Source organism: Actinacidiphila epipremni, assembly GCF_012034175.1.
GTDB classification, from domain to species: domain Bacteria; phylum Actinomycetota; class Actinomycetes; order Streptomycetales; family Streptomycetaceae; genus Actinacidiphila; species Actinacidiphila epipremni.
In genome coordinates this window covers 1-15,246 of sequence record NZ_JAATEJ010000030.1, presented here as the reverse complement: position 1 = coordinate 15,246, position 15,246 = coordinate 1, and the positions used below count along the sequence as shown (strand labels likewise).

16 protein-coding genes and 1 riboswitch are annotated in these 15,246 nt (G+C 74.0%); of the genes, 8 read left to right on the top strand and 8 right to left on the bottom strand.

What is annotated here, in order from left to right; genetic code table 11:
• Window positions 1-15 precede the first annotated feature (15 nt).
• Window positions 16-768, top strand: coding sequence for a DUF1275 family protein (locus HCN08_RS29095; protein ID WP_322974748.1), 753 nt, complete (start codon window positions 16-18; stop codon window positions 766-768).
• Here HCN08_RS29095 and HCN08_RS29090 read toward each other — a convergent pair.
• Window positions 749-1,174: an organic hydroperoxide resistance protein gene (locus HCN08_RS29090; RefSeq protein WP_167986275.1), complete on the bottom strand. Its 426-nt coding sequence runs from the start codon at window positions 1,172-1,174 to the stop codon at window positions 749-751. The two genes, HCN08_RS29095 and HCN08_RS29090, sit on opposite strands and share 20 nt — an antisense overlap.
• Window positions 1,175-1,539: 365 nt before the next feature.
• On the opposite strand from HCN08_RS29090, the gene HCN08_RS29085 reads away from it, so the two are divergent.
• Window positions 1,540-2,442 (top strand): hypothetical protein, encoded by a 903-nt coding sequence (locus HCN08_RS29085; protein WP_167986274.1) that lies wholly within the window; start codon window positions 1,540-1,542, stop codon window positions 2,440-2,442.
• 34 nt (window positions 2,443-2,476) lie between these two features.
• On the opposite strand, the gene HCN08_RS29080 is transcribed toward HCN08_RS29085, so the two are convergent.
• From HCN08_RS29080 to HCN08_RS29065, 4 genes are all read right to left on the bottom strand, one after another.
• Entirely contained in the window at window positions 2,477-2,803 is a 327-nt protein-coding gene (locus tag HCN08_RS29080) for a DUF202 domain-containing protein (protein WP_167986273.1), read from the bottom strand.
• Complete coding sequence (locus HCN08_RS29075) at window positions 2,800-3,213, bottom strand: YidH family protein (protein WP_322974747.1); 414 nt, start codon at window positions 3,211-3,213, stop codon at window positions 2,800-2,802. The genes HCN08_RS29080 and HCN08_RS29075 overlap by 4 nt, the downstream gene beginning before the upstream one ends.
• A 123-nt stretch (window positions 3,214-3,336) precedes the next feature.
• On the bottom strand, window positions 3,337-3,495 hold the full coding sequence (locus tag HCN08_RS29070) for a hypothetical protein (RefSeq protein WP_167986272.1): 159 nt from the start codon (window positions 3,493-3,495) through the stop codon (window positions 3,337-3,339).
• Window positions 3,492-4,553 (bottom strand): hypothetical protein, encoded by a 1,062-nt coding sequence (locus HCN08_RS29065; protein ID WP_167986271.1) that lies wholly within the window; start codon window positions 4,551-4,553, stop codon window positions 3,492-3,494. Before HCN08_RS29065 ends, HCN08_RS29070 begins: the two co-directional genes overlap by 4 nt.
• Before the next feature lie 29 nt (window positions 4,554-4,582).
• On the opposite strand from HCN08_RS29065, the gene HCN08_RS29060 reads away from it, so the two are divergent.
• Window positions 4,583-4,912, top strand: coding sequence for a hypothetical protein (locus tag HCN08_RS29060; RefSeq protein WP_167986270.1), 330 nt, complete (start codon window positions 4,583-4,585; stop codon window positions 4,910-4,912).
• A gap of 205 nt (window positions 4,913-5,117) precedes the next feature.
• On the opposite strand, the gene HCN08_RS29055 is transcribed toward HCN08_RS29060, so the two are convergent.
• Complete coding sequence (locus HCN08_RS29055) at window positions 5,118-5,717, bottom strand: NUDIX hydrolase (RefSeq protein WP_167986269.1); 600 nt, start codon at window positions 5,715-5,717, stop codon at window positions 5,118-5,120.
• A gap of 119 nt (window positions 5,718-5,836) precedes the next feature.
• Here HCN08_RS29055 and HCN08_RS29050 point away from each other — a divergent pair, with 119 nt between their 5' ends.
• The 5 genes from HCN08_RS29050 to HCN08_RS29030 all read left to right on the top strand — a co-directional run bounded on the left by HCN08_RS29050 (window position 5,837) and on the right by HCN08_RS29030 (window position 11,890).
• Window positions 5,837-7,684, top strand: coding sequence for an acyclic terpene utilization AtuA family protein (locus HCN08_RS29050; RefSeq protein WP_167986268.1), 1,848 nt, complete (start codon window positions 5,837-5,839; stop codon window positions 7,682-7,684).
• A gap of 154 nt (window positions 7,685-7,838) precedes the next feature.
• Window positions 7,839-8,807, top strand: coding sequence for a pirin family protein (locus HCN08_RS29045; RefSeq protein ID WP_167986267.1), 969 nt, complete (start codon window positions 7,839-7,841; stop codon window positions 8,805-8,807).
• A gap of 513 nt (window positions 8,808-9,320) precedes the next feature.
• Window positions 9,321-10,097 carry a methyltransferase domain-containing protein gene (locus HCN08_RS29040; protein WP_167986266.1) on the top strand — a complete coding sequence of 259 codons (777 nt, stop codon included), beginning with the start codon at window positions 9,321-9,323 and terminating at the stop codon, window positions 10,095-10,097.
• A gap of 53 nt (window positions 10,098-10,150) precedes the next feature.
• Window positions 10,151-10,217: riboswitch (guanidine-III (ykkC-III) riboswitch) on the top strand.
• Between the two features lie 11 nt (window positions 10,218-10,228).
• On the top strand, window positions 10,229-11,107 hold the full coding sequence (locus HCN08_RS29035) for an MBL fold metallo-hydrolase (RefSeq protein ID WP_167986265.1): 879 nt from the start codon (window positions 10,229-10,231) through the stop codon (window positions 11,105-11,107).
• 177 nt (window positions 11,108-11,284) lie between these two features.
• Window positions 11,285-11,890: a dihydrofolate reductase family protein gene (locus HCN08_RS29030; RefSeq protein WP_167986264.1), complete on the top strand. Its 606-nt coding sequence runs from the start codon at window positions 11,285-11,287 to the stop codon at window positions 11,888-11,890.
• Between the two features lie 68 nt (window positions 11,891-11,958).
• Here the strand turns inward: HCN08_RS29030 and HCN08_RS29025 are convergent, their stop codons facing one another.
• Window positions 11,959-13,758 carry a carbohydrate-binding protein gene (locus HCN08_RS29025; protein ID WP_206319378.1) on the bottom strand — a complete coding sequence of 600 codons (1,800 nt, stop codon included), beginning with the start codon at window positions 13,756-13,758 and terminating at the stop codon, window positions 11,959-11,961.
• 298 nt (window positions 13,759-14,056) lie between these two features.
• Window positions 14,057-15,064, bottom strand: coding sequence for a LacI family DNA-binding transcriptional regulator (locus tag HCN08_RS29020; RefSeq protein WP_167986263.1), 1,008 nt, complete (start codon window positions 15,062-15,064; stop codon window positions 14,057-14,059).
• Window positions 15,065-15,246: the final 182 nt, after the last annotated feature.

The window sequence follows — 15,246 nt, the reverse complement described above, 5'->3', positions numbered from 1 at the left end:
TTACACTCCGGAACCGTGAGTGACCCCGTTCCGGAGCGGTCCGCGGAGTCCGCCGCACCCGGCACCGCGCTGCGTCTCGCCGTGGTGCTGCTCGTGGCGGCCTCGGGGGCGGTGGAGACCATCTCCTTCACCGCGCTGGACCGGGTGTTCGCCGGGGTCATGACGAGCAATCTGGCGCTGCTCGGGATGGCGGTCGGCCGCGCGCAGGGGTCGGCCGTGACCGGGGCAGTGCTGGCGCTCGGCGGCTTCGGGCTGGGCGCGGGTGTCACCGCCGGGCTCACCCGGCGCGCGTCGAGCCCGCCCGCGCACTGGTCGGGGCGGGTGACGGCGTGCCTGGCGGGGGAGGCGGCGCTGCTGGGCGCGGGCGCCGGGGTCTGGGCGGCGCTCGGCGGCACGCCGGGTGAATCGGCCCGCAACGCCCTGCAGTTCGGGGCCGCCGCCGCGATGGGCATCCAGGCCGCCGCCATGGTCGCGGCCGGCCGCTCGGCCGCGCCCACGACCTACCTGACGGGCACGCTGGCCACGTACATCGTCAAGGGCGTGGGCGCCGGCCGGCCGAGCCGCTGGGTGCCGGCCCGGCTCGGTGCGATGAGCGTGGGCGCGGGGATCTGCATGGCGGTGCTGCGGACGGCCCCGGCGTGGGCCGGGGTGCTCCCGGTGGCGCTGGTGGCATGCGCCCTGCTGGCCGCCCGCGCCGCGTCCGGACCCGGGTCCGGACCCGGACGCGGACCCGCGTCCTGGTCGCGGCTCACACGGCGGTCGCGGTGACGGTCACCGCGATGTTGCCGCGGGTCGCCTTGGAGTAGGGGCAGATCTGGTGCGCGGCTTCGGCGAGTTCCTGCGCCGTCTGCTGGTCGACGCCGCCGATACGCGGGTGCAGTGCGGCGGACAGCCCGAACTCGCCGTCCTCGTCCTGGCTGAGGGTCACCTCGGCGGTGATCTCGGTGCTGGTGAGCCGCACCTTGCGCAGCGCCGCGGCCCGGCGGAGGGCGCCGAGGAAGCAGGCGGCCCAGCCGGCCGCGAAGAGCTGCTCGGGGTTGGTCGCCGTACCGGCGCCGCCGAGCTCCTTGGGGATGGCCAGGTCGTGCTCCAGCAGGCCGTCGTCGGAGCGGGCGGTGCCGCCGTTGCGGCCCTCGCCGGTGACGTCCACGGTGGCGGTGTAGCTGACGGTCATGGCAGGAGCCCCATTCATGTGTGTGCGGCGCGCGGTCGCCGTCCGCCGCGTGGTCGTCCCGGCCGGGGTGTCCGCCCGGGACCGGCTCCTCGGTGACTGCGTCACCGGTTGAACCGGTGACGCCATCCTGGCAGGGAGGGGCGCGACCGGTCAAGTAGGTGACGCATCGTGAGACGCGTGGGCCCGGTCCGCCCGCCCGGTCCGCCCGCGCCCCGGCTCGCAGGACCGGGCCCGAGGACCCGCACGAGCCCGTACCGGCCCCGTACCGGCCCCGTACCGGCCGCGTACCGGCTCCGTACCCCCGTACCGGCCGCCCGCCGAAATCCCGTTGGCCCGCACCCTCCCGCGGTGCTGCACTGGGACGCGTGACCGCTCACCCGCCGGCCCCCGAGCGCGCCGCCCCGCCGCAGCCCTACCGCTGGTCGCTGTCCCGCTCCGGGGGCACGCGCGAGGCGCGGCTCGGCACGCTCGCCGCGGGGGCCGGCACCGCCGAGCCCTGGCACCTGCCGGAGCTGACCGTCTGCACCGGCAAGGTCCTGGCCCGCGCGCACGCCGCCGATCTGTGCTTCGTCGGCCGCTCCCTCGACAGCATGTACGACCTGCTCACCGGCGCCCTGGAGGACGCCGACGGCACCGTCCGGCTGCTCCGGCTGCCGCTGTCCGGCCTGCACGGCCGCTACGGGCAGCGCGAGCGCCGCCGGCTGCGCGAGCACTTGGCCGCCGCGGGCCTGGAACCATACGCCCTCGCCCGCCGCAGGCGGCCCGTGGCGCTGGCAGACGTCGTCGCCGGCGGCGGCACCTTCGACACCCTGCACCGCGAACTGGCCGCCTGGATCGCCGAGAGCCGCGAGCCGTGGCCGGTCGTCCGCCGCAAACTGCGCTACGTCGGCGTCACCGTCCGCGGCCGGACCTCACCGCACCACTGGCGCTGGCAGCAGTCACCGCAGTCCGCGCCCTGGGTGCGTACGCTGCCGGCCGGACACGTCGTCAACGTCTCGCTGCCGTACCGGGTCTGGACCTATTACGGCGACCACCAGCCCAAGCTCCACCGCGCCTTCCCCGCCACGCGCTGGTTCGACGACGCCGCCACCGCCCCCTGGCACCACGACGAGCTGCCCTCGGCACTGCGCGAGTCGCTGGCCCTGGTCGCGGCCGGCCGCACCCGGGCCGTACGCGGCGGCCTGGTCCGTACCCTCGCCGCGGAGCCGGCCTTCGCCGACCGGGACGTACGCGCGCTCGCCGGCGCCCTGCGCGGCCGGGGGCGCTGAGCGCGGTCTCGCGGACGCCGGGCCCGGCGTCCGGTCACCACCACACCACCGCGGCGCCGAAGAGCGCGAGCCCCAGCATGCAGGCGGCCACCGCCAGCGCCGACCCGGCCGGCAGCAGGATTGGCTGCGCGGCGTTCAGCTGCTGTATCCGGCGGTGCGCCAGCCGCAGGAAGACCAGGAAGGCCAGCGCCGCCAGGCCCACCGCGAGGGTGACGTACGTGCTCCCGCCGGGCAGCGCCTGCCGGCCCGCGAGCACCGCCACCACCGCGCAGCTCAGCGTGGTGCGGCGCCATGCCAGCCGGGTCCGCTCCGGTTGCAGGCCCGGGTCGCGGTCGGTCTCGACCGGCTGCCGGCGGGTCATCCCGCCCAGCCCGCGACCACCACGCCCACCATCGCCAGCGCGATCACCGCCACGATCAGCGCCAGCACCGCGGGGAAGCGGGACACCGGCAGGTTCGCGCCCTGCCGCATCGCCCGCTCGCACCGCACCCAGTGGTTGACCGCCCGCAGCGTGCACGCCACCCCGCCCGCGAGCAGCGCGAGGGCGAGCGCGACCCGCGCCCAGTGCGTCAGATGGTCGGTGAGGAACTGGTCGACGGCGAAACCGCCGCCGATCAGCGCGAGCGCGGTGCGGATCCAGGCCAGGAAGGTCCGCTCGTTGGCGAGCGAGAAACGGTAGTCCGGGGTCTCGCCCTCCTCCTGGACCCTGGCCGGCGCGAACCACAGCCGGACGGCGTCACGAGCGGCGTCCAGCTGGTCGAAAACGCTCACCCGACCACACTAAGCGGTCAGGTCCTGGCCCACCCGCGGAGCCCCCCGCCTTCGCCTCCGCCTGCCCGTGACCCGCCGCGGACCCCCGGCCCCGCGCCCCACCCGCGGTGCCGGGGGCCCGGCTCATCGGCGGCGGCGCTGCAACGCGGCGTACACGAGCACCACCACCGCCACGACGAGGATCACGGACACCACGACCAGCGCGGTGTGCCCGCCGCCCGACCCCCGGTCCGGGTCGGGCGCGATGTCGGCGAGCAGCACGGCGGAACGGTTCGCGATCACTTGGCGCCTCCGGTGGCGGCGGTCCGCGGGCCCGTCCCGAGGACGAGCATCAGCAGGACGGGGAATTCCAGATAGGCGTGGTAACTGGCCAGCGCCGCGTAGAGCGACGTGCCCTGGTCGTAGTCGCTGACGAACAGCGCGGCGAGCGCCGCGCCCGCGCCCAGGCCCAGCGCCCATGCCCGGCGGGCGTTCAGCACCGGTACCCGCCGCTCGAACGCGGCGGTGGTGTCCGGCGCGTAGCGCGGCATGAACCACACCCACACCAGGTAGTGCATGAGCGCCATGAACGCGAAGACGGTCACGAAGCGCAGGTCGGCGCCGCTGTGCAGCCAGGCCGGCGGGGTGTAGGCCACCGAGAGCCGCCTGGTCCAGTCCGAGCCGCCGCCCATCAGCGGGTCCAGCGCGCCGGCCAGGATCAGCGCCGGGATCACCACGACCCACCCGACCTGGACGGCCCGGAACAGCCGCCGCCCGCGCCGCATGCCGCGCGACCACTCCCACAGGAAGAACAGCGGCACGACGTTGTGCAGATGCGTGAGCACCACGAAGTGGTACGCCGGGAAGCTCAGCGACGCCGTCGCCGCCGCGGCGATCCCCGCGCCCGCCGCGGCCAGCGCCCACGGGCGGTGCCGCAGCGCGTACGCGCAGGCCGCCGCGAGCAGCCCGTACGCCAGCAGGATCTCGGCGTCGCGCGTCCCGGCCGACGCGGGCAGCACCCGGCACACCACGACGCCGGTGATCAGCACGGCCAGCAGCCGCAGGAACGGGCCCTTCAGCACCTGCTCGAAACGGCCCGCCATATAGCGCAGCTCCAGCACATTGTGCAGGATGCCGAGGCTCGCCAGGCCCACCACCGCGGTGCCGGCCGGCATCCGCAGCGACAGCGCCAGCACGGCGACGGTCAGCAGCGCGAAGCCGGCGACGGGCGCGGCGCCCACCGCCCGGGCCTCGTCCCCGCCTGGTCCGTTCCCGCCTGCCCTGCCCGCGCCCGCGCCGTTGGCGCCTCTCCATGGCCGCCGGCCGAGCACCCCGCCGGCGGCCACCCCCGCACTGGCCATCGCTTCCCTCCCCGTGACACGATCCGGCCGTGTCGTACCCCGTGGCCCTCGCCCTCACCGTCGCGACCGAGGTGCCCGTCTACACGGCCGCGCTGGCCGCCGCGGCCGGCTCCCCGCCGCTGCGTACGGCAGGCGTCGCCGTGATGGTCAACCTTGTGACGCACCCGCCGCTGTGGTGGTTCCTCCGCCATGTGCCGGGCGGCGCCTACTGGCCCGCCTTCGCCGCCGCGGAGGCCGCGGTGCTGCTGGTCGAGGGCGCGCTGCTCGCCCGCGCACTGCGGCTGCGCGGCCCGGCGCCCTATGCCGCGTCGGCGGCGGCGAACGCGGTGTCCGTCCTGGCGGGGTTCCTGCTGCTGTGAGGGCGCGCGGCGCGGCTGCGTACATTGCCACGCCGCTGCGTATTGCCGAGCCTGCGCATTGGGCCGAGCCTGCGCCTTATGCCGGGCCGTGCGCGTATTGCCGAGCCTGTCCCTTGGGCCGGGCACTGCACCTATTGCCGAGCCTGCGCCCTATGCCGAGCCCCGCGCCCATGGCCAAGCCGCGGCCCCGGTCAAGAAGCCGCCCTCACGCCCGCTCCGGGTGCTCCGCCCACCAGTCGCGCAGCCTGCGGTAGGCGGCCAGGCCGTCCGGCACCCACTCCCACTCGGTGAGCCGGCCGGCCAGCTCCTCCTCGGTGAGGAAGCCGTGCCAGGCGACCTCCGTCACCTGCGGGGACACCGGCAGGTCGCACCGCACCTGGTAGACCGCCGACCACCAGCTGTGCCCGTCCTCCTCGTACAGGAAGCGGAACAGCGGCTCGGGCTGCGGCAGCCCGCTGACGCCCAGCTCCTCCTCGGCCTCCCGGAGCGCGGCCTCGTCGTACGACTCGCCCGTGCCCAGCACGCCGCCGACGAACATGTCGTACAGCGAGGGGAAGACCAGCTTCCCGGCGGTGCGCCGGTGCACGAACACCCGTCCGGCACCGTCGCGTACGAGCACGAAGGCCGTACGGTGGCGCAGCCCGCGCGCGTACGCCTCCGCGCGCCGGGCCTGCCCGACCACGACGTCGTGCTCGTCGACGATGTCCAGGACCTCGTCCGCGCTGAGCCCGGCGGACCCGTCCGCCGCCTGCCCCGTCCGCCCGCCGTCCGCCGCGATCCCCGCCGTTTCCGCACCGTCGCTCATACCGCGATTCAACCACCCCGCCCGTGTGCCCCCCTTGCGCGGTCTTGCGCGCCGCGAAGGGCGGCAAGGATGATGCGGGCGCAGTCCAAAGCCCGGGATCGACGTGACGGGAGAGACGGGTGAGCGTACGGCGGCAGGCCCTGCGGATCGCGAACTGCTCGGGCTACTACGGCGACCGGCTGTCGGCCGCGCGCGAAATGGTCGAGGGCGGCCCGATCGACGTCCTCACCGGCGACTACCTGGCCGAACTGACCATGATGCTGCTCTGGAAGGCCAGGGCCCGCGACCCGGGGGCCGGCTACGCGCTGTCCTTCCTGGCCCAGATGCGCGATGTGCTCGGCAGCTGCCTGGAGCGCGGCGTCAAGGTCGTGGTCAACGCCGGCGGCCTCAACCCGGCCGGGCTCGCCGCGAAGCTGCGCGAACTGGCCGCCGTGGCGGGGCTGCACCCGGCGGTCGCCCACGTCGAGGGCGACGACCTGCTGGCCCGGCTGCCCGGACTCCAGGCGGCGGGCCACGACTTCGCCCACCTCGCGACCGGCGTCCCGCTCGCCGGCTCCGGCGTGCAGCCGCTCACCGCCAACGCCTACCTCGGCGGCTGGGGCATCGCGCGGGCGCTGCGCGCGGGCGCGGACGTCGTGATCTGCGGCCGGGTCACCGACGCCTCCCTCGTCGTCGGCCCCGCCGCCTGGGCGTACGACTGGGCCCTCGACGACTGGGACGCGCTGGCCGGCGCGGTCGCCGCCGGCCACATCATCGAGTGCGGCACGCAGGCCACCGGCGGCAACTACTCCTTCTTCACCGAGATCCCCGACCCCGTCCACCCCGGCTTCCCGATCGCCGAGGTCGCCGCGGACGGCTCCAGCGTCATCACCAAGCACCCCGGCACCGGCGGCGCGGTCACCGTCGACACCGTCACCGCGCAACTGCTCTACGAGATCGACCGCCCCCGCTACCTCAACGCCGACGTCGTCGCCCGCTTCGACACGATACGGCTCAGCCAGCAGGGCCCCGACCGGGTCGCGGTCGGCCCCGTCGCGGGGGAGCCCGCGCCGGAACACCTCAAGGTGTGCCTCAACCACCGCGGCGGCTACCGCAACGCGGCGACCTTCGTGCTCACCGGGCTGGACCTCGACGCCAAGGCCGACTTCTGCGAGGCCACGCTGCGCGACGCCACCGGCGGCCCGGCCGGCTTCGCCGCGTACGAGCTGCGGCGCGAGCACGGGGGGAGCTGCGACCGGCTCACCCTCACCGTCAAGGACGCCGACCCCGAGGTCGCCGGGCGCGGCTTCTTCACCGCCGTCGCCGGGTCGGCGCTCGCCGGCTACCCGGGGCTGTACCTGGAGCACGCGAGCGCGCGGGCCACCGAATTCGGCGTGCACTGGCCGGCGTTGATCGCGGCGCAGGAGGTCGAGGCGGTGGCCGTACTGGCCGACGGGACCCGGCTGGCGGTACCGCGACCGCCGACCGCACCGCCCCAGGTGCCGCCGGGACCGCCCGCCGCCGACGCCGTACCGCCGCAGCCCCAGCCGCCGCTGGCCGCGCTGCCCCACGCCGGGCGGGCCGGGCGCCCCGAGCCGTACGAGCCGGGCTCGGGCCGGACGGTACGGCTGCCGCTGGGCACGCTGCTCGGGGCGCGCTCCGGCGACAAGGGCGGCGACGCCAACGTCGGGGTCTGGGCCCGCGACGAGCGCGGCTACCAGTGGCTGAGCGGCTACCTCGACGTCCCCCGGCTGCGGGCCCTGCTCCCGGAGACCGCCCGGCTGCCCGTCAGCCGCCACGAGCTGCCCAACCTGCGGGCCGTCAACTTCGTCGTCCACGGCCTCCTCGGCGACGGCGTCGCCGCCTCCACCGGCGCGGACCCCCAGGCCAAGGCCCTCGGCGAACGCCTGCGCGGCTGCCTCGCCGACATCCCCGAGCACCTGGTGGACCTCCCGCAGAGCCCGTACGCAACGCTCCCGGAGGACTGAGCCGCCCCTCGTGTACGCCTCCTGGCCCGAGCCGGCCGACAGGCCCGAGCGAAGCGTGCCACGAGCAGTGGGGCCCGGGTAGCCGGCCGCCGGGCGCAGCCTCCACTCCGCCTGCCTCCCGCGTACGTACGTAGGCCCAGGGGATGATCGGGGCATGAGCAACCTCGACGTGAAGCCCGCGGCCACCGTCTGCGGCGGCCGTCAGAACGTGTCCGCCGCCCCCGTCCGCGACCTGCTCACCAGCCGCACCGTGCCGCTCGGCGAGAGCACGCAAGTGCGCCGGCTGCTGCCGAACCTGGGCCGGCGCATGGTCGGCGCCTGGTGCTTCGTCGACCACTACGGCCCCGACGACATCGCCCGCGAACCCGGCATGCAGGTCCCGCCCCACCCGCACACCGGCCTGCAAACGGTGAGCTGGCTCCACGACGGCGAGGTGCTGCACCGCGACAGCCTCGGCAGCAAGCAGACCGTACGCCCCCGCGAACTCGGCCTCATGACGTCCGGCCACGGCATCTCGCACTCCGAGGAGTCCCCCCGCGACCACGCCCGCTACCTGCACGGAGCCCAGCTGTGGGTCGCCCTCCCCGGCACCCACCTGACCGTCCCGCCGGCCTTCGAGCACCACGCGGAACTCCCCACCGTCACCGGCGGCAACGGCCTGCACGCCACCGTCATCCTCGGCGAACTCGACGGCACCCGCTCACCCGGCACCACCTACACCCCCCTCGTCGGCGCCGACCTCACCCTCGCCGAGGGCACCGACACCCGCCTCCCCCTCCACCCCGACTTCGAGTACGCCGCCCTCGCGATGTCCGGCGAAGCCGAAGTCGACGGCGTCCCCCTCACCCCCGGCTCCCTCCTCTACCTCGGCACCGGCCGCCCCCACCTCCCCCTCCGCGCCCCCACCCCAGCCTCCCTCATGCTCCTGGGCGGCGAACCCTTCGCCGAACGCATCGTCATGTGGTGGAACTTCGTCGCCCGCTCCCACGACGACATCGCCCAGGCCCGCGCCGACTGGACCACCGGCCCCCGCTTCGGCGAGGTCCACGGCTACGCAGCCCCCCGCCTCGAAGCCCCACCCCTCCCCCCGACCCCCCTCAAGCCCCGCGGACGCGAGCGCTGAACCGGCCCTTCCCTCCGAGGGTGCGGGAGCCGACGCTAGGGCTCTGGCTGGACGGCGTGCCGTTGGCGTTGAGCGGTGGGATGCCGGGTTGGCGGGGGTGCTAGATGTGCGCCCTGACCTGCTTGACGGGGTGTCCGAGCGCGTTGGCGAGGGTGGTGAGTTCTTCGTCGCTGAACCAGTTGCGCTCGGGGTTCCAGATGGCGATCTCGAAGCGTGCGAAGCCGCAGGGCCAGTTCGGCGACGATGGCCACCGTGCGGTCGGCTGCCGCCTGGTCGGGCTGCCACTGCGGGTCGGTCGGAATCACCGACAGGACGTCGTCGCTCATGCGCTCTCTCGCTTCGTCGGACGGGGAAGCTTGCTTCCTGGCGGAGCGATGTTATCGAGCGCATGTTCGGGCCGTGGTCGCGCGAAACGGCTTGGCCGGGTGCAGGCGGACGTTGTCCCGGACCAGGACGGCCGGGCTGCCGGCTGGTAAGCCCCCCGCGGGCCGACGCAGTTGGTTGACTGTGGGCATGACCTCCGCGATGTTCGAGACCGACACGCCCGACCCGATCGCCTACCTCGACTGGCTTGCCGCGAGCGATCTGGGCCGGGCGTACAAGAAGCGCATGCTTGAGGAGCTCGATGTCCGGGCCGGGCAGACGGTGGTGGATCTCGGGTGCGGGCCCGGGACGGATCTCGGTGCGCTGGCCGAGGCGGTCGGCGGAGCCGGGGCCGTGATCGGGCTTGACCACGACCAGGTCGCGGTGGACGCCGCGGCCGAGCGGACGGTGGGGGAGGACGTCGTCGACGTCAGGAGCTGCGACGTGCACGAGCTTCCGCTGGCGGACCGCAGCGCCGATCGCGCCCGCACCGACCGGGTGTTGCAGCACGTGGCCGACCCCGCCCGGGTGCTGGGCGAGGTACGACGGGTGCTGCGGGCCGGGGGGCGGCTCGTCATGGGGGAGCCGGACTGGGGCACGTTGACCGTCGACCACCCGGACGGCGACCTGTCGCACGCCTATACGCGCTACGTCACGGAGAAGGCCGTGGCCAACGCGCGTATCGGGAGCCGGCTGCCGCGGCTGGCGGCGGACGCCGGGTTCGCGGTACCCGCCGTCCTCCCCGTGACCCCGGTTTTCCGCGACGCCGGGGCCGCCGACAAGGTCCTCGGGCTGGAGCGCAACACCCGTCGCGCCGTCGCCGCCGGCTACCTCACCGAGGACGGCGCGTGGCGCTGGCTGGACCACCTCGCGAGCGGGTTCTTCCTCGCCACGGTGACGTTCTACATCGTCGTCGCCGACGCGTGAGCGCCCCCCGGCCGGCGGGCGGAGCCGTGGAGCACCGGCGTGGTAGCGTCCCGGCGGAGGCTGAAAACGCCGGCCCCGGACGAGATGTGCGCCGTACCCGGCCCGCCAAGACGACGCACTCGGGAGACGTCATGGCCGCAGGCACGCACCTCGTCGATTTCGGCAGCCCGGTTCCCCGGCCCCGCGACCTGGACGTCCGGTGGATCCACGGCTCCCCGTCGGCCAAGCACAACACCGACCCGGACATCCAGGTCCACGCCTACGACGAGCACACCGTCATCCTGCGGCAGAACATGGCGGTCCACTTCGAGGCGCCGTTCCTCTTCCTGCTCTTCGGCAACACGCAAGCAGTGCTGATCGACACCGGAGCCACCGCGTCGGCCGAGTTCTTCCCCCTGCGCCAGGTCGTGGACGAACTCGTCGATAAATGGCTCGCCCGCCACCCGCGCCCCGACTACCGCCTGCTGGTGCTGCACACGCACGCCCACGGCGACCACATCGCGGGCGACGGCCAGTTCGCCGACCGCCCCGGGACGACAGTGGTCGGCGCCGACCTCGGCACGGCCTGGAAGCACTTCGGCTTCGACCGGGACCCCGCGGCCGTGGCCCGGGTCGATCTGGGCGGCCGGGTGCTGGAGTGCCTCGCCACCCCCGGGCACCACGAGGCAGCGGTCACGTACTACGACCCGTGGACCGGCTTCCTGCTCACCGGCGACACCGTCTATCCCGGCCGGCTCTACGTCAACGACTGGCCCGAATTCACCCGCACCATCGACCGGCTGATCGACTTCTGCGGGCGCAGACCGGTCACCCACGTCCTGGGCTGCCACATCGAGATGACCACGGAACCGGGCGTGGACTACCCGGTGCGCACCACCTACCAGCCGCACGAACCCCCGCTGCAGCTGACCACCGACCACCTGCGCGAGATCCGCGCCGCCCTCGCCGAGCTCGCCGACCGGCCCCGGCGACTCGCCCGCCCGCGCTTCGTCGTCTACCCGAACTACTGAGCCGGCTCCGTCCGCCGAGGCATGAGCCCGCAGGCCCGACGTGCTGCCGGCCGGGCTCCGCCGCGGTGTGCGCGGCCGAGGGACGACGACGCGCCACGCCGTCAGCGCACGACCGATGAGTTTGCGGCTCCCGGCCGGTCCACGCTCGTGACATGACACCGAAGAAAGGACACCGGCATGTCGGAGCTTCTCGTCGACTTCATCACCACCCTCGACGGCTACGCGTCGGGAGAGGGCTGGCCCGGCTTCTGGGGACTTGAGGGCCCGGAGTACCTCGCATGGCTCGGCGAGCAGCCCGAGGCCACCTACCTGATGGGCGCGAACACCTACCGCCTGATGTCGGGCTTCGCCGCCGGCGAGGTCCCGGCCGGCCAGGACGAGTTCAGGCCCGAGGAGGAGGCGTCCGTCGACGAGCTGACGCAGGCGCCCAAGGTGGTGTTCTCCTCCTCCCTGGAGGACCCGCTGACGTGGGCCAACTGCACGCTCGTCCGCGACGACGCCGTCGAGGCGGTCCGCGCCCTGAAGGCGGCCGGCACGGGGCTGCTCAGCACGATCGGCAGCATCAGCCTGTGCCGCTCCCTGCTGCGCGCCGGGCTCGTCGACCGCTTCCGGGTGGTGATGTTCCCGGTGATCACCGGGGCCACGGGCGAAGAGCGCATCTACGACGGCTACCCGGACGTCGCCCTGGAGATGACCGAGCACCGCACCTTCGACGGCCGCACCCAACTGGTCGAGTACAAGCCCCGCGTCCTCGACCACCCGCCGCTCGGCGCCCCCGCCTGAGACCCCCACCCGTGCGCCCCGCGGCGGGGCGGGGGAGCGGCCCCGCCGCGGGGCGGTCTGTGGGGGGATCAGCTGAGGGTGATGCTGTCCAGCTCCGCGTAGCCGGTGCCGCCGGAGAAGCCGGGGGAGCCCTTCGCCAGGCGGATCATGTTGTAGCCGGCCTTCAGGTTCACGGAGACGCTCGCCTGGCCGGTGGGGTGGCCCCAGCCCGAGGAGGTCGCGGGGTAGGTGACCGTCGACCACGCGCCGCCGTTGTAGGCGAGCCCCTGCGTGGCGGTGGCGCCGGTGGCATTGGCGTACTTGATGGCCATCGTGTACGTCTTCGCGGTCGGGACGTTCACGAGGAAGTCCACGAAGCTGTCCGTGCGCATGTCGGTGTTGTTGTCGATCTGCCCGACGTAGCCGCCGCCCGACGCCGACGTGGAGGTGAAGCGGTTGGCGTTGACGACGGTGGCGTTCTCCGCCTCGTACGTCTGCTGCCAGCTCGGCACGCCCGACGTCGGGGTGATGAGCAGCTGGTACGCCTTGACCGCGTCCATGCCGCTGACCGGCACCGAGATGCTGCCGTCCGAGGCCACGGTGTAGGTCGCCGTCGACACGGTCACCGGAGCGGCTTCGTTGGTGTGCCGGCCGGTGTTCTCGGTACGGGACAAGGTCACCTTGACCTGCGAGCCGAGCACGCCAAGACCGGTCACCCGCACCGTGTTGCTGCCGCTGTCACCGCCGAAGACCACGTTGACCTGCTTGCGGCTCGCGTCGTAGGAGGCGACGCCGTCGAGCCAGGACTGCGGCACCGTCTGGACGATGTTGCCGGACTGGTCGCCGTACCACTTGTAGGCCCAGTAGGACGCGGTGGGCTGGTTGTTGTAGAGCAGCCCGTTCAGCGTCCCGGCCTCGTACCAGTACGCGCGCTCCGCGTCGTGCACGCCGGCCCGCTCGAAGGCGGCCATGTAGTGGACGGCGACGCTGGGCTGGTCGACCTGCCCCGTCGAGGCGTACTCGTTGATGGAGACGGGGATGTGCGCCAGGCCCAGCGACGTCTCGATCGCGCGGAAGTCGTTCACGTGCGCCTGGACGTTCTGGTAGCTCTGGTCCTGCAACTCGTGCCACACCGCGACCGCCGGCAGCGTGCCGGTGTTCTTGGCGTTGGTCATGAAGTCGAGCATCCAGGCGTGGTTGTACGCCGACTCGCCCGGCCCGACGATGGGCGTCGTGGTGTCGATGGCGCGGATGTCCTTGTACGTACGCGTCCACGCCGCGTCGTACGTCCCCGCGTTGCCGCCCGTGCTGGTCGTCCAGTTGGCGTCGGGCTCGTTCCAGATCTCGTAGCCCGCGATGTTGGTCGTGGTGTTAGCGCTCACACGCGCCTTCACCATAGTGGCGACCTTCGACTCCCAGTCCGCCCAGCTGACCCAGTTGTACGGGAAGGTCTTGAAGATGTCCGGCAGTCGCACGTACTGCTGGGCCCCGGCGTTGGTGACCTTGCCGGCCACCCCGAGCGCGTCGCAGCAGGGGTGGGTCGCGCCGTTCCCGAGCTGCTGCGTGCCCGGCGGGGGCTGGGTGAACGTGTTGGCGTGCAGCGGGTAGAGCTGGTCGAGGGGCGGGGTCGTGCCGGTGTCGACGCCGTAGAGGCCGCCCGCCGCCACGTGCGTGACCGGGCGGACCGTCGTACCCACGTTGACGGTCAGGGTGTTGCCGGCGGCGTGGGCGGGGGAGGCGGCGCCGAATGTGAGCGCTATCAAGAGGGCGGTCAGCGCGGTGTGCGGCAGCACCCGCCGCGCGAACCGCCGGTGGGCGGGCGCGGCCTGACGGGCGGGCCGGTCCGGCGGACCGGCGCAGGAGGACGAGGCAGGAATGTATGCGGACAAGTCTGGCTCCCTGACTGTGGAGTTGGCCGAATCTGAGGAAGCGCTTCCCCAGGCAGGCACGGCATCTGCCGTGCGACCGGGCGGAGGAAGCGCCGAGGGTGGGACGCCTCAGGCGGTATGCAGAGCGCAGGAAACACCTGGCCTGGGCCAGGCCGTTCGTGTTGCCGCGATGTTCCCGAAGGGTGAACGGCTTGTCAATACACCGCACACGAGGACCGCTTGCCGGGCATGCGCTCGCCGGCAGGGCGCAGACGGGGCGCCGGGAGGGCATCAGCAGGGGAAGCGCTTCCCCACCTGCTCAGTCCGTCGCCGTGGACTCCCGCACCACCAGCGAGCAGCCGTGCAGCCGTACCCCGCTGCCGACCGGCCGGCCGTCGATCATCCCGAAGAGATCGCGCACCGCCGCCGCGCCGAGGACTTCGAGGTTCATGTCGACGGTGGTCAGCGGGGGATCGGTCTCCAGCGCGAACACCGCCCAGTTGTCGTAGCCGGTGACCGCCACGTCGTCCGGCACCCGGCGGCCGTGCTCGCGTACCGCCTCGACCGCGCCCGCCGCGAGCTGGTCCGAGCCGCACACGATCGCCTGGAGCCCGGGGTGCTCCGCCAGCAGCCGCCGTGCGGCCAGCCGGCCGGCCCGCTGCGACCACGCCGTGTGGACCACCGGCGCGGCGAGGGCGAGGCCGTGCCGCTCCAGGACCGCCCGCGTCCCGCCGTCGCGCTCCCGTACCGCCCGCCCGGTACGCGGACCGGTCACCACCGCGAGCCGATCGCGCCCGGTCCCGACGACATGCCCGGCCACCGCCTCGGCGCCGGCCCGGTCGTCCGGCACATGCGCCACGCCTCCCGCGCCCGTCTCGCCGTAGACGTATGTGACCGGCAGCCCCGGCAGGTCCACCCGCGGGGTGACCGCGTTGTTGTCCCCCACGACGAGGACGCCGTCGACCTTGCGCTCGCGGAAGCGGTCGACGATCGCCCGCAGCCTGGCCTCGTCCCCGCGGGCGTCGCCGACGATCATGCTCAGGTCGATCTCGCCGAGCGCCTCCTCCGCCCCCAGCAGGATGGGCAGCACGAACCGGTGGGCGAGGCTGTCCACCACCACGAGCCCGACGCTCCCGCTGCGCCCGCTGCTCAGGCCGCGGGCGATGCGGTTCGGGGTGTACGACAGCTCCCGCGCGGCCCTGAGCACCCGGGCCCGGGTCTGCGCGGAGATCCGCCCCTGCCCGTTGACGGCCTTGGAAGCCGTCGTGAGCGACACCCCCGCGCGGTGTGCCACCTCGCTCAGCGTCACCGCGCGCTCCGACCCCATGCGGTGATTGTCGCAGGCGGCTTCGGCGACAGGTCCGGCAATGGCCGCGGCCGTGACTCCGGCCATGACGGCGACCGCGGCACCCGCCGAGACCCCCGTACGGCAGCCGCCCGCCGCAGGCGCTCCGCGCTCAGGCCGAGTCGCGGACGACCAGCCGGCACGCGACCGTCTCCACCCCGCTC

What these genes read in the sequence shown, in the direction of transcription:
- HCN08_RS29040 (WP_167986266.1), top strand. Translation starts at nt 9,321, where the DNA reads ATGACCTCCGCGATGTTCGAGACCGACACGCCCGACCCGATCGCCTAC.
- HCN08_RS29020 (WP_167986263.1), bottom strand. Translation starts at nt 15,064, where the DNA reads ATGGGGTCGGAGCGCGCGGTGACGCTGAGCGAGGTGGCACACCGCGCG.
- HCN08_RS29045 (WP_167986267.1), top strand. Translation starts at nt 7,839, where the DNA reads ATGAGCAACCTCGACGTGAAGCCCGCGGCCACCGTCTGCGGCGGCCGT.
- HCN08_RS29035 (WP_167986265.1), top strand. Translation starts at nt 10,229, where the DNA reads ATGGCCGCAGGCACGCACCTCGTCGATTTCGGCAGCCCGGTTCCCCGG.
- HCN08_RS29065 (WP_167986271.1), bottom strand. Translation starts at nt 4,553, where the DNA reads ATGGCCAGTGCGGGGGTGGCCGCCGGCGGGGTGCTCGGCCGGCGGCCA.
- HCN08_RS29030 (WP_167986264.1), top strand. Translation starts at nt 11,285, where the DNA reads ATGTCGGAGCTTCTCGTCGACTTCATCACCACCCTCGACGGCTACGCG.
- HCN08_RS29055 (WP_167986269.1), bottom strand. Translation starts at nt 5,717, where the DNA reads ATGAGCGACGGTGCGGAAACGGCGGGGATCGCGGCGGACGGCGGGCGG.
- HCN08_RS29080 (WP_167986273.1), bottom strand. Translation starts at nt 2,803, where the DNA reads ATGACCCGCCGGCAGCCGGTCGAGACCGACCGCGACCCGGGCCTGCAA.
- HCN08_RS29090 (WP_167986275.1), bottom strand. Translation starts at nt 1,174, where the DNA reads ATGACCGTCAGCTACACCGCCACCGTGGACGTCACCGGCGAGGGCCGC.